Source organism: Paenibacillus sp. FSL R5-0713 (assembly GCF_037973325.1).
Lineage (GTDB): Bacteria > Bacillota > Bacilli > Paenibacillales > Paenibacillaceae > Paenibacillus.
In genome coordinates this window covers 922,792-936,111 of record NZ_CP150229.1, presented here as the reverse complement: position 1 = coordinate 936,111, position 13,320 = coordinate 922,792, and the positions used below count along the sequence as shown (strand labels likewise).

12 protein-coding genes and 1 pseudogene are annotated in these 13,320 nt (G+C 45.0%); 3 read left to right on the top strand and 10 right to left on the bottom strand.

Features of this window, described 5'->3' with window-relative positions:
• Positions 1-9: 9 nt before the first annotated feature.
• The 3 genes and pseudogenes from MKZ12_RS04260 to MKZ12_RS04250 all read right to left on the bottom strand — a co-directional run.
• A complete protein-coding gene (locus MKZ12_RS04260; RefSeq protein ID WP_339258918.1) occupies positions 10-1,230 on the bottom strand; it encodes an MFS transporter in 1,221 nt (406 codons plus the stop codon).
• Between the two features lie 32 nt (positions 1,231-1,262).
• Positions 1,263-1,862 carry a TetR family transcriptional regulator C-terminal domain-containing protein gene (locus MKZ12_RS04255; RefSeq protein WP_339242912.1) on the bottom strand — a complete coding sequence of 200 codons (600 nt, stop codon included), beginning with the start codon at positions 1,860-1,862 and terminating at the stop codon, positions 1,263-1,265.
• A 407-nt stretch (positions 1,863-2,269) separates the two neighbouring features.
• Positions 2,270-2,377: pseudogene (locus tag MKZ12_RS04250) on the bottom strand (glyoxalase/bleomycin resistance/extradiol dioxygenase family protein); the annotation flags it as partial.
• Between the two features lie 300 nt (positions 2,378-2,677).
• On the opposite strand from MKZ12_RS04250, the gene MKZ12_RS04245 reads away from it, so the two are divergent.
• On the top strand, positions 2,678-3,433 hold the full coding sequence (locus MKZ12_RS04245) for a class I SAM-dependent methyltransferase (RefSeq protein WP_339258916.1): 756 nt from the start codon (positions 2,678-2,680) through the stop codon (positions 3,431-3,433).
• A 390-nt stretch (positions 3,434-3,823) separates the two neighbouring features.
• On the opposite strand, the gene MKZ12_RS04240 is transcribed toward MKZ12_RS04245, so the two are convergent.
• Positions 3,824-5,914 (bottom strand): penicillin-binding transpeptidase domain-containing protein, encoded by a 2,091-nt coding sequence (locus tag MKZ12_RS04240; RefSeq protein WP_339258914.1) that lies wholly within the window; start codon positions 5,912-5,914, stop codon positions 3,824-3,826.
• Between the two features lie 177 nt (positions 5,915-6,091).
• Between MKZ12_RS04240 and MKZ12_RS04235 the strand changes: the two genes are divergently transcribed.
• The gene (locus MKZ12_RS04235; protein ID WP_074093601.1) at positions 6,092-6,496 is read left to right on the top strand and encodes a CBS domain-containing protein; all 405 of its coding nucleotides are present in this window, start codon (positions 6,092-6,094) and stop codon (positions 6,494-6,496) included.
• A 103-nt stretch (positions 6,497-6,599) separates the two neighbouring features.
• Here MKZ12_RS04235 and MKZ12_RS04230 read toward each other — a convergent pair whose 3' ends face one another.
• From MKZ12_RS04230 to MKZ12_RS04220, 3 genes are read right to left on the bottom strand one after another with little or no spacing between them, the layout of a single operon-like run.
• Entirely contained in the window at positions 6,600-7,040 is a 441-nt protein-coding gene (locus tag MKZ12_RS04230; protein WP_339258912.1) for a hypothetical protein, read from the bottom strand.
• Positions 7,037-7,483: a hypothetical protein gene (locus MKZ12_RS04225; RefSeq protein WP_339258910.1), complete on the bottom strand. Its 447-nt coding sequence runs from the start codon at positions 7,481-7,483 to the stop codon at positions 7,037-7,039. The genes MKZ12_RS04230 and MKZ12_RS04225 overlap by 4 nt, the downstream gene beginning before the upstream one ends.
• Before the next feature lie 25 nt (positions 7,484-7,508).
• Positions 7,509-8,645, bottom strand: coding sequence for an Imm41 family immunity protein (locus MKZ12_RS04220; RefSeq protein ID WP_339258909.1), 1,137 nt, complete (start codon positions 8,643-8,645; stop codon positions 7,509-7,511).
• Positions 8,646-8,833: 188 nt separating this feature from the next.
• On the opposite strand from MKZ12_RS04220, the gene MKZ12_RS04215 reads away from it, so the two are divergent.
• Positions 8,834-9,436 carry a hypothetical protein gene (locus MKZ12_RS04215; RefSeq protein WP_339258907.1) on the top strand — a complete coding sequence of 201 codons (603 nt, stop codon included), beginning with the start codon at positions 8,834-8,836 and terminating at the stop codon, positions 9,434-9,436.
• Between the two features lie 190 nt (positions 9,437-9,626).
• Here the strand turns inward: MKZ12_RS04215 and MKZ12_RS04210 are convergent, their stop codons facing one another.
• From MKZ12_RS04210 to MKZ12_RS04200, 3 genes are all read right to left on the bottom strand, one after another.
• Positions 9,627-10,616, bottom strand: a complete 990-nt coding sequence (locus MKZ12_RS04210) for a phosphotransferase (protein WP_339258905.1) — start codon at positions 10,614-10,616, stop codon at positions 9,627-9,629.
• A 406-nt stretch (positions 10,617-11,022) separates the two neighbouring features.
• Positions 11,023-11,571: a hypothetical protein gene (locus tag MKZ12_RS04205; protein ID WP_339239614.1), complete on the bottom strand. Its 549-nt coding sequence runs from the start codon at positions 11,569-11,571 to the stop codon at positions 11,023-11,025.
• A gap of 4 nt (positions 11,572-11,575) precedes the next feature.
• The gene (locus MKZ12_RS04200) at positions 11,576-13,159 is read right to left on the bottom strand and encodes a glycosyltransferase family 39 protein (RefSeq protein ID WP_339258903.1); all 1,584 of its coding nucleotides are present in this window, start codon (positions 13,157-13,159) and stop codon (positions 11,576-11,578) included.
• Between the last annotated feature and the right edge of the window lie 161 nt (positions 13,160-13,320).

Sequence of the window (13,320 nt, the reverse complement as noted above, 5' to 3'; positions counted from 1 at the left end):
ATAATACAATTACATCTCAGTCTTCGGTTGTTTCACCGTTTTGCCTCCTCGAAGTACCCGCAGGGATAACAGGAAACAGATCGCCAGAACGGCTGCTGCTGAAACGTAAGGATAGTTAATATTCACATCAAACAGTGCTCCAGCTACAATCGGACCTGCGATATTCCCCAAGCTGGTATACGCCGAGTTCAGTCCAGCCACAAAACCCTGCTGTTCCTGTGCCAGTTTGGACATCTGTGTACTGATGGCCGGACGCAAAATATCCATACCCAGAAAGACGATAAACGTTACGACAAGAATGAGCCAATACGTGTGCACGAACAAGGTCAACAATACAAATACGGCTACAAACAACAGACAGACTGAAATGACCATCTTTTCACCAAATCGGTTGAGCAACCAACCAATCAGGGATACTTGCACCACCGCACCCGCGATGGAACCAAATGTAATAATGAATGCAATGTCTTTCGTGGTGAAACCAAACTTGTGATCCACAAACAATGAAAATACGGTCTCATAGTTTGCCAGACCAAATGCCATAACAAACACAATAATCAAGCTGAAGAAGTAGGGTTCACGGTACGAATTCAGTAATTGAGATATCATGCCCGGAGCTTTGACATTCGACTCGCCAGCCACAGGTTTACTTTGCTCTCCTGTGCTTCGGGTAGATTCAGGCAAAATAATTAATGTAATGATGGATGCCAGCAAACCGGCAACCCCTGCGGCGTAAAACGGAATTCGAATGCCAAAGTCAGCAATGTATCCACCAATTCCCGGTCCGATGATAAATCCGGTTGTAATGGCTGCATTGATCAAGCCCATCCCTTTACCGCGTTCTTCCTCCGTAGTAATATCCGCAGTGTAAGCCATAACCGCCGGGAAGATCATCGCTGCTCCAATCCCACCAAGCATACGGGCTGCGAAGAGCAGCACCGGTGCATTAACCGCACCAAACATAAACTCCGATACGGCAAAGATCAGCATACCGCCAACGATAATTTTTTTACGTCCCCACGTATCCGACCAACGACCCGCAAGCGGGGAGAACAGAAACTGTGTAAAGGAAAATGCCGCGACCAGCAATCCAACTGTGAAGCCAGTGATATGCAGAAGATCCATGTACGCAGGCATAATCGGCACAACCAGACCAATACCCGTAAAAACAAGAAAAATATTAAACATTAACAGCAGCAATGCGCCCCTGTTCCGTGTTAGTAATGCCATGATTCCATCCTCCGTAGTTGTCAAAATGTTGCTTAAGCTTTATCTTTTGCAATGCCATGCAAGAATACACTGGCAGCCTGGCGGTATAACGCAAGAGCCTGTTCAGGCTCCATGCCCCGTGACATCTGGCTTAGGCCAATAATGGTACTTTCCAAGATCAATGCGAGATGATCTACATTGTCTGCTTTGAACTCGCCGCTCTCAATGCCTTGTTCTATCATTTGTTTATTAAATTGAATATGTCGCTCAAACATCAAGGAGATCCGTTCCTCAATATCATTTTCTTTCTTCTCCCCAGTGAAGAACTCATCAGCCGCCTTCGTCAGTGGGTGATTCATGTCATCCATGACGAGTTGTTCAGCCAGTCCGTAAATCTTCTCCGTGGACGTGCGATAGAGATGTTCCTTGGCCGCCCAGCTCGCTTCCCACTCCCGATCCCACTCATCGATTAGATAAAGGAACAGACCTTCTTTGCTTTTAAAATGATAATATATATTGCCTTTACTGCTACCCGTCGCAGCTACAATATCCTCAATGGACGTTGCTTTATAGCCTTTCTGTACAAAAAGGGCTTTGGAAGCATCCGCAAGTTTCTTCTTGGTTTGCTCGGTTTGAAGTTGTTTTTTATTCATATTCATTCCATTCACTCCGTTCCATGCATACTGAACATTCGTTCTGTATTTTAACAGATGCATCGAATATAAGCAATCAAAAAGGAGACTTGGCACATCGGCCAACCCTCCCTCTACAATCATTTCACTTTTTTACCTTTGCCATGCAATATTTTCAGTTGACCATTCTCGTAATGGTACCTCTATCTAGATTATAGCTGTCGTGCCTGGAATTTCAAACGGCTTTTGTCCACGTCCACCTGGTTAACCTGTAGTCGGCATACCTCTTCGCCGTTTGGTGAATCTGGATTACAATATATTGCTTTTTGCCAATACGATAGCGATAACCTTTCACGTTTGAACGAATTATAATGAATGCAAAAAAACTTCCTATACAACTATAGGAAGGCTCTACATACATATTTTTGTCATGCCGAAGGAAAAGTGCTTAGATCCATATAGAAGACTTCCAACAGATGATCATCCATATCCTGAAAACTCCATCCGTACATGAATCCTTGATCCTGCGGTTCGTTGATTTCTTCAGGTCTTGAACAGGTAAATTGACAAAAATCTGCATAGAACAGATTCCAACTCAAAATAGAACCTCGCGAATGCGCTGTCAATTGAATATAATGAAGACATTCCAACTTGTGAGGTGACACGGATGTTGATCCGTATTGTTCGAAGTACATAGTGGTCGGGCTGGGTCAAAACGCGTACCAGCTATCAAGGGATACGTCTGTCCAGTTGATCCCATTCGATCATTTACAATAGAACGATTCGGCACAACTCTCTTGTCCTGTTTAATCAAACTCACATTGGAGGAAATGTAAATGAAAAACAATATAGATTATGCTGACTTTTATGAACGCGTAGGCCAGACGAATGGCTGGAACTTCAGCTCCATGAATGTTGTCTCGGAGAACATCGGATGGAACTTCTATGAGGAAGTTGCTCGCCGTACGCGATCGTCCGATCTGTTACTGGATATTGGAACAGGCGGTGGAGAAGCTGTGTTGTCCATTGCGGGAAAGGCCTTGTTATTGGTGGGAATCGACCTTGCTCAAGGAATGATTGAGACCGCACAGCAGAATCTTCGGACTGCGGGAACTCATTCCAATGTACGCTTTCTTCAAATGGACGCAGAAAAACTGGCTTTTCCTGATTCTTTCTTTAATGTGGTATCCTCCAGACACTCACGGTTCTCTGCTTCAGAAGTTTTCAGGGTACTTGATACGGGTGGGATTTTTCTAACTCAGCAGGTCAGCGAACACGATAAATCCAACATTTCAGCAGTTTTCGGCCGTGGACAAAGCCTTGGCATTCAACCTGGCACTTTGATGGAACGTTACAAGCATGAACTTCACGAAGCTGGATTTCATGACATTCAGGCCCGTGAATATGATGCGATTGAGTATTACGCCACACCGGATGATTTGCTGTTTCTGCTCACCCATGCACCGATCATTCCCGGTTTTGGAGAAACTGCCTCTGACCCTGAGCGATTCCAGCAGTTTGTGGAAACATATCGATGCGATCAAGGCATTCGCACCAATTCGGCCCGTTTTATGCTAACTGCAAGGAAATAAGCAGAAGTTCAAAGGATAAGTAATGGCCAGGGCTATCCCCTCGTATGAACTGGGGATAGCCCTTTTATACATTTATTTTTTGTTCCGGAGAGCTAATTCTTTTGGTGAAAAGATATGGATGGAGTTTTTATTTTTTAGCCACGTATTTCCTTTTGCGATGAAGATATATATTCCAGACCAGCAAATGTAGAAATATCGCGGTAAACAGACCTGGATTATAGCGGGCTAAGCGCAGAGGCATTACTGGACAACAAAAAACTCATACCCTGATTCTGTGTGAATAATAGTTGCTACACTACCATTCACACAAGGAGAATCAGTCCATGAGTTAATCACATCTCAGTATAATGAATTCTTCAACCCGCTTTTTAATAAATGTATATCGTTCGTTTACTGTTCCGTCAATTTAAGCTTCTCCAAGAACGGCTTCAAGCGATCCACCACATAATGGCTGCCGCCGCGGCCGTTGACTTCCTCGATTACCGCTGCCACCAGAAAAGACGGTGATTCAGTATCAAAGGTGACGAAGAAACCATTCTCCAGCCCTTGCTCACCCTTCTTCGCTTTCAGTTCAGCCGTGCCAGTCTTACCTGCAAGACTGCCACCAACAGAACTCAATGTGTGTGCCGTACCGCCTTGGCGAGATACGACTTCTCTCAGAGCGTCTTTGACCGTATTTGCCACCTCCGGTGTAATGATCACCTCGGGGTCAGAGGTTTCTTTGCCAGCAATCAGAACAGGCTTCACCAGCTTTCCTTCATTCACAAATGGCGTAAAGGCAGCAGCGAGATGAATTGGCGACATTAACATTTCACCCTGTCCATAGGATGTGTCAGCCAACAGCACCTCGGAGGAAAGGTCTTTATGAGCCTCATTCGCATATTGACTTGGCTTCAGGTACAGTTCATCCAACCCGAAATTGTCATCAAACCCGAACTTTTGAATTCCGTCGATGAACTTTGCACTGCCCATCTCGGTGGCTTCCATCGCAAAATAAATATTATCAGAATACACCAAAGCATCGACCATACTGACAGGGCTCAGGCTTTTCACCCGTTTGACGTAATATCCGCCCCAACTGTCGTCCTTACGCCACTGCAAACCGGAAATCTCGTGGGTTTTGTCCGCTGTCGTTACCTTCTCCATTAGGCCTGCTGCCGCAGTTATTGCTTTGAAGGTTGATCCTGGAGCATATCGAGTAGTGACTCTATTGATAAAAGGAAGCTTCTCATTCGCCGAATAAGCATCCCACTCTGCCTGTGTAAGTCCTGTAACCATCTTGTTCGGGTTATAGGAAGGCGCGCTCACCAACGCCAGCAAGTTGCCGTCCGTCGGATTCATCAGAACCATCGCACCGGCGTCTCCACCACTGGACAATGTCTGATACAATTTCTTCTGTTGTTTGGAGCTAATCGTCAGTTGAACATTCTGTCCATCTACAGCATCCTTGCGAATAAGCTCAGAACGGGAGTTGCCGGATTCATCCGTAATTTCAATCAATCCACCCCGTTCACCACGCAGCTGTTTCTCCATGGACTGCTCCAAACCCGCTTTGCCAATCCAATCCTCTGCGCGATAATAGCCTTCTGTATCCTTATCCAGATCTTCCTTGGTGGCTTTACGCACGTAACCAATCAGGTGCGCAGCCGCATCGCCGAGTGGATAATAACGAATTTCCTTGCTTTGCATCGTAACCCCGCTCAAAGATTCTGGCACGTCAAACTCCTCTGTTGAACCAATCGGGACAAAGTACTCCGGCTTCACCCATGTCTGTGCAAGCGCCTTGTGAATGGCATCTTCCGAAACCTGATAATGATTTGCGATTTGGGTAATCATCTGGTCCGGGTTATCACCAAGTTTCCCAGGTACAATGCCCCATTCGTTCATCGTACCCTTGGTAGCCAATGGCAAACCATCACGATCCACAATGTCTCCACGCTCAGGGAACAGTGTCCTCACGCGTACCTTACTGCCCTTAATCATGTCATTCAGGATCAGCGAGGGCTGCCAGTTAATTTTCCAACTTTTGCTTCCATCTTCAAGCTCCAGTCGAACCAGTTTCAATGTATGTGTCTCACTGACTTCCCCCAAAAAAGTTGTCAGCTGCAGGTTATAATCCACCTCATATGTATCCGGGTTTTGTTTCTCTGCATCGGTCTTGCTGCCATCGGCCGCCGTTTCGGCAATATCTACTGGCTTAACCTCTGCCTTGACGGTGGATACTTCCATACCTGAATAGATCGCATTGTATTTTTCAACAAATTGTTCCTTGTTCATGCCGGACTCTTGCAGCGAAGCAGACGTCATCAAGGTATACAGCTGGTCAAACTCCTTTTTTTGCAGATGCTCTACGTACTGATTCACGGTAGTCTGGGGCTTGGCTTCTGCTTCTTTGTTATTCTGCATGTATAGATACATTCCGATTCCACCTGCAAACAAGATGGGTAGCAGTCCGTACATTAATTTACGTTTGGATTTCATGGTTACATCACCTCTAATATACACTATAGATTTCCAGCGCCATTTAAACAATGAAACAAATCTGACGAATTTATCATTAAAAATAGCCGAAAGCTCACATAATATGTTTAAATAAGGATAGTGAGATTACATACTAAAGCTTTTTTGCTATGCAAAAGGCTGAAAAGGAGCCCGATGATGGAAATCAGCTATTTTTTACTCCCCAAAGCCGAAGTGGCCTATATCAAGTCTACCGCTTCCATGAAAGATGCTATTGAGCAATTGGAATCGCACCACTACACCGCCATTCCCGTGATTGACCAGGATGGAAAATATGTTGCTACCCTGTCCGAAGGCGATTTGTTATGGAAAATGCGAAATACACCCGGATTGACTTTTGATACGATGGATCAGGTTCAAGTCCATGAGATTAACAATCGGGTATATAATGAATGTGTATTCATTGAGGCTGAGATGGAGGATATGCTGACACTTGCAGCAGACCAAAATTTTGTGCCTGTGGTGGATGTCGATCGTGTCTTCCTCGGTATTATCCGTCGTAAGGATATTATTGAATACTATACGCGTAACATTTCGGATTAGATGAAGTCGAACATGCCGTAATAATTGAAAGGGTACTCCTATGGTCATGTTTGGCCAAACCGGGGTACCCTTTTCGTTGCATGGTATGGATATGGAATTGGCTCTACTTGCGCCTAGCCCGCTCTTCCTTATAATAACTCAGTACGTCCTTCGAACTTCCCTGAAATGCCCGCTCTCTGCCGAACTCATACGCCTGGTGCAGATACATATACGCCTCGTCATGCTGTTCAAGTCTCATGCAGATCATGCCGAGATCGATCAATGGACTCGTATTTCTATCCGTACTCCGCGTATGTAACGATATCTCAGCCCACGGCTTTGCCAGTTCATATTGCTTCAGATCGATATGTGCATTCGCATGACAGGATGCGATCCAGCTTGCAATCTCCCATTCCATCTTTGGCTCCGGCAACATGCCCCATGCCTGATCATAATGGATAAGTGCTTGTTCATGCTGCTGCGTCTCATCCAGCACATTACCGGCTTCTACGGTCTCAATAATTTGTCGCTCCAGTTCGACATGTTCCGGTGTCAGATCTTTCATTGCACCGTCTCCTCCAGGACGAAATACCATTCCAGAAAAGCATTGAAATCAGCCCACTGCGGTTTGCTCTCGCCATTAAGAAACCGTTCGATGGACTCCCCCAATTCCACCAGCACCACTTCTCCCGTCCGACGGTTGTAGAAAAATCCACCTTCACCTTCAAAACTGTCCAGTGGAATATACGCCTCGGGAAGTCCCAGTGTAAGCTGTGCTACATTCATGTCTTCCATATATACGGTGTTCTCCATAAACCAGCAGATCTGATACAACTCCTGATGCCTGCTGTAAAAAGTCGGTCCATCCTCTGCATGTAAATAAAATTGGGCAAAATCCGAATGAAGATCAATCTCAAGCTTCCGTAATGCGTCTTCGTATGATGCCGGAACATCTTCATGCCACCAGCCTTGCTCCTGGCAGTGTTCAATTACTTTATTGGATAACATCGTAAGCCTCCTGATATAATTTTTCTCACACAGATTTTACAGGTATCCAGATTTGGGGAGGTGTGCCGTGGCCTTTATACACTTCAAGTTCTGGAATACCTGCATGCTTATATGTAGTGGAAGGAAACCACTCTGTCATAATATGGTGCCACAACCGTTGTATCGCCTCGGGTTCTAATCCATCCACCTCAAATACAACCCAATGGGACGCGGGCAGTTCGATAGACACCAAACCTTCAGGCACTTCACCCGAGTGAGAGGTAGCAATCCAGTACTCCATTTGATTGTCCTGCAACTCCCTCTGATCTACACAGATACCCACCAGACCGGGAATAGCTCCGTTATTGAACCCGTTTAAACGTTCCTCAATCCCATCTGCCAAAGCCTCCTGCCACATCTTGGGGATCCCTCTTAAATTCTCACCATCCACACAAGAAAATGTTTGTTTGATTCCCACAAAGGTAAGCGGCTGCTGTTCAATTACATGTTCATTCACATTCATTCGATGGACTCCTCTCCAAGAGCGATACGGGGCACTGTTCTCCATGACCCATTCGTGAAAACATTGGTAGGCGCTGCTGGCATCGGGGGCCGTAAAAAGATACGTTCCCTCCACCTCTCGGCGACTCATCCTGGAATCTGCAAGATCCCGATCCTCTTCTTCGTTCAAAACAATTCGATACGCCCCATCTTCCTCGCGGAAGCCAAGGGCGTGTACATTCGTATGTTGTTTATAGTAGCCCAGCTGCAGAACAGCTGGTTGCTCTTCTGCCATTTTGCCTGTGAAGGCTGGATTGGGGAACTCCTCATCGAAACTGGCTTCATCGGGTAGGATACCTTGATAGAAACCGTTAACTACATTGCCTAGCAGATTCACAATCTGATGTGCGTAGACATATGGAAACTGTTTAATCTCATACACATCACGATCCAACTGATGCCATTGCAAATACTCCATGATTTTGGAATAGGTGAAGCTGACGGCACTGGAAAGTTCTCGATCCAAAGGCTGATTGGCAGTAAGACGAGTCAGTTCCACAATACTGTTCACGTATTCCCAGAATAGTTCCTGATCGAAACGTGCTTCCTCATGCAGCATATACAAAAAGGTGTTCTCTTCTGCACCTGCATTTTGCATCAGTATCTGAAGTGCTTGTTCCATATATGATATATACCTCCGATATGAACTATAGTTACTGTATCAAAAGAGCAGGAAGATTGGAAATAGTGCCAGTACTCCTATTCATAAGAAACATATCGAATTCACGTCCATCCCTCATTTCCTTATTCTGGTGCAACTTTCTTCTTACTCGTTCGTCTAACTACTGACCAACAACGAAGGAGATGACTATGCGAATAACTTGCAGCCCCGGTTTTCCTGGAAGCATGATTGGAACCATTAATCTTCAGCCATCGAAGTATTACAGCCCACCTTCCATGAACAGTAAGATTACAGATTATGTTGATGCCAAACTCGTAACCATTCCCTATGTGGAGGATCCGGCATTCGGATCACACTTTGAGGTCATGAAGGTCATGAACGGAACTTATAAAGATGAAATGCATGTCAGTAACGATGTGGAGTTTACGATTGATGTAGATAAACAAGGTTATATTACGCAATTTGAACATACGTTCCAGCTGGAACGTTATCTGGACCTAGTTCGCACACAGTCCTATAAAGTAATCAAGACAAACTGGCGTGCACAAACATTTCATGTGATGACATACAGTTACCTGGAGGAAGTTATTCATCCGAAGAATGTTCTGTTTAAATGTAACCTCGCAGAAGATGTGTTTGTTGTAGCTGAACTTGTCTCCAATCACGCCGATGGAAACGCATCTGAGCACAGTATCAAGGATCTGCATTTCCGTGCATTAATCTCGGCACGTGACGATCTGTACCCATTAGAATATATGTGTGAGCCTGATTTCGATCTGAGTCTCGACTAACCAAATAGATACATATGTAGAAAGAGCATGAGCTGCCCCGAATCAGCGGGGTAACCTGTGCTCAAAACCAGCTCGGGGATTCTACATTCGATTTCCCAAGCTGGTTTGTTAGTTATGAGGATTGATTCTGGTATGGGATGTGACTTACGTTCAATGTTTAATCTATGGGATCACTGTTTACGTGTAGACTTTACATCGGATGACCAAATTGCTCCGCTTGTTCAGCCATCTTCTGACTCAATTTTGCTCTGAGTGCACTCATCCATTCCGGCTCATGTGAAAATTGCTCTTCGGCAGACCGAAACACACGCACATATCCATATAGATTGGCAAACCGGCGACATGCGGGGAACATGTTCTCCAGGTCATAACGTTCTCCCGCCTTGGACCAGTACCCGTTCAGGAACCATTGTTTCTTCTGCTCCCATTGCTCAGGCTCGATCTCCTCACGCAGACTATCCAGACTTCGCCCCACATCCATCGCGTACCAGTGATACATCGAGTCATCGAAATCAATGGCATAACAAGACTGGTTTTTTTCGTCATAGAAGACATTGTCCGGTTCAAAATCGTAGTGGATAAGTCCAAAATTTTGCTTGTTTATCGGCCATGCTGCAAAATACGTTCGAAGAAGCTCTACCTCGTTCAGAGCAGCCGCCTCCGCAGGAAACCCCTCCAAAATCTTCTGCATCCAATCCAAAACATCTGTATAGGTCCAGCGCTGCTTCTCCTTTTGCTCAGGTATGAATGATCGCGATAAATGATGCAGCTGCCCCAAAGCCTCACCATAGCTGTACAGAATGGAGTCATTCAGTTCAATGCTCCCTAACTGCGATCCGGGTACTCGCTTGAATACGGAAGCGTAGTATGTTCCCCACGGCGTGTGAGTCTCTACGAGTTCTGTTCCTGAATGGGCAGGTACCACCTCCATGGCTCCATAATGATTCGTTCGAAGATAACGGAGGAAATCCAGTTCAGCGCTAAGGTTGATTTTATTCTTTTCCTCTACCGGGGCAAATCGAAGCAATCGGACCTCTCCCTGATCTCTAAACGGATACACGGCATTGGAGGATATGCGATAATACTGAAACATATCCAGTGACTCGGGATCATAACTCCAATTCTTCAGAATCATCTCGGCAAGGTTGTTATTTTGAAATAAATATTTTAATGATAACATGGGCATTTCTCCTTTTTAATCATTTCGTGTGGATGGTTTATAGCCATCGTGTGCCTATTTTTGCGCGCAAAAAGCCGCAGGCTATGCCTGCGGCTTTTAAAAATTCTGAGTGTATGAGAAATTTGCACAAGCAAATAAACCTCGCATACGCCAGAAAAATTGAGCAGTTATATCCCTATATGTCGGCAGAACTCAGATCGGACTGGGAAACTAAAAGTGTTCCACCCTTCGTCTAATGGTCTGCCGGAAGTATTCAGTTCATTCTTACCTTATTTGTAGTGATCGAACATACCATCTTAGACCGTCGTTTCATGACGCTCACTCCCTTCAAAAAAACCAGTTGTTTCCATAATAGCCGATAACCCTATTGTAAGCAATTACAAAATGACGATAATCCCATCATCTTTTACTGCACAACCATCATCCGTTCCACCGTCTCAGAGTTATCCTTATACCACACCATCACGATATTTTCTTTTTGAAGATCAGACACTTGAATGGACGTATTCGCACTCGGGCTTGATTTGCCCGAGCGTGGCATCCCCATGCCTTCAGTGATAGTGACATCATCTTTTATATTCAATTTCAATTCCATTCCGGTATCCTTCCATTCCATGCTTGGAGATGAGGTGTCCTGCATTTCAAGTAACGCCAGCGTAACTGTGTTTCCCTCCACGGAGACGATTCTACCCGTAATGTCGGCATTCATCGTCCCCTGTGTCATGTCGGGACTGCCTGTTCGATCATTCGTGCCCGGGGTACCCCTTCCACCTCTTGGTGTTCCTCCGTTCATGCCCAGACCGCCACCATTTGGCATGCCAAACCCGTTTATACCTTGTACAGAACCGGTGTTGGTAATATTCTGGGCGGTTATAACATCGCAAGCCGTCAGCATAACCAAGCATCCTAGCAACAGGAATAGCGTAACCGATGTGAAATATTGTTTTTTTCGCATATGATCACCTTTTTCTCAGGGAATATTGCTCCAAGGTACCTTTACGATGGAATATGAAGTCATACGTGTCTTTGAACCCCATATAGGACAGCACAACCAACAACGGATATACAGGATAGATGTATCTGGACTTAATCTCCCAGAGAATATAAAAACCGATGAATCCGAGAATGACCAGAATCAATGAAACTTCGTCATACCGTTTACGACGAATACCACCGACCAACCGGATGAAAATAAAACAGTACATCAGGAAATTCATCACATAAACGATCCAGAGTAATCCCGTCCGATAAGCCGAATCCCCCTGCATCAGTTCTGTTACCGCATTGGTATAGCTATAGGACCCTGCGATTGCGCCTCCCCTTCCTCTTCCGGCACCGATGGAACTTTCATTGCCGATTCCGTATCGGTCCATCTGGTATGTCCCTTCGGTCCAGGTCCATATGATCTTTTTGTAATACATCTGCACCAAGTCACTCGCACTTGCTTCGGACAGCTTGCTGCCAATCTCTTGTTTGAACAATGCTGCGCTCTCGGCCTTATTGTAGTTGGCCTGCCTTTGATAGATCTGATAACTCTCCATGTTGTCCCAGAAACCAAAGCGCTCCAGATTAATCCCCATATTCAGCCACATATAGACTGGTGCAGCATTCTCTCCAACAGGTTCACTCACAGCACCGGAGGATTGAAGAACTGCATTCTGAGTCCAGGTTGGTACATTAAACAACATAGCTAGCACACCGATGGAAATGACAACTTTCTTCGCTCCGATGCTCCGCATATTCAGCAGGATATAGATGATAGCAGCGATTAGCACGATAACACCGATGCTTCGAAAGTAATTGCCCATCGCGAGAAAAATGGCGGCAAGGATGATTGTTTTCCAAGACTTTTCACGCACAAAACGAATGATAAAGTATAAACACGATGTCAGAAATGCTGTGGCAATCACATCGTTATAGATCAGGTTGTTCAGGAACAAGGACGGCAGGTACGTCGCTGCAAAGATCAACACACCGTAATCACGTTCAGTGGATCTGTCATTCACTTGTTTATAAATAAGGTAAATCATGAATGTGGTTAATGTTGAAAACAAAATATTGAATAGTTTGATAACCAGATAGTTGTCCGGGAACAGGTACAGCAACGTCTTCAGGTACAGTACGATCGAGTAGTTAAACGGGAACATGTGCAAATAACCGCCCGTTTCAAACGAGGAGTAATCCTGGTCATAGAGCATGTTCATGGCGAGTGAAAGAACCGTCTGCGAATCATCCGTAGGCACTCTTGGAAATACGAAAATGATGATAATCTGAATGGCCAGAGAACATAACAGCACGATTGGAATGACAACTTTTGGAGTGTATTTGTTCAGTTTCAGACAAAGCGCATATAACCCGACACCTGAACCAAGAAGCAAAAGAATGACCGGCAGAAAAATACTCCACTGCTGCATGCCCAAAATGGGATTGTCCCCATACAAGGCGTAGTTGTACTGTGCCCGAACCAACAAGGATGAAGCAATAAACACCGCAACAAACACGAGCAAAATGAGATAAAACGACTTATGCAGCATCTTAGACATGCCAAAACTCCTTTTCCATTACAGGATTCCGTGAGTATTATAATCGCTCTGGCTGAAAAATCGCTGAATTTGAACACCAATTCCATCCACAAAACTAACGAATTATACCTTTAATGTCGATAATATACACCGAATACATAATCATATCATTTTTAACTAGA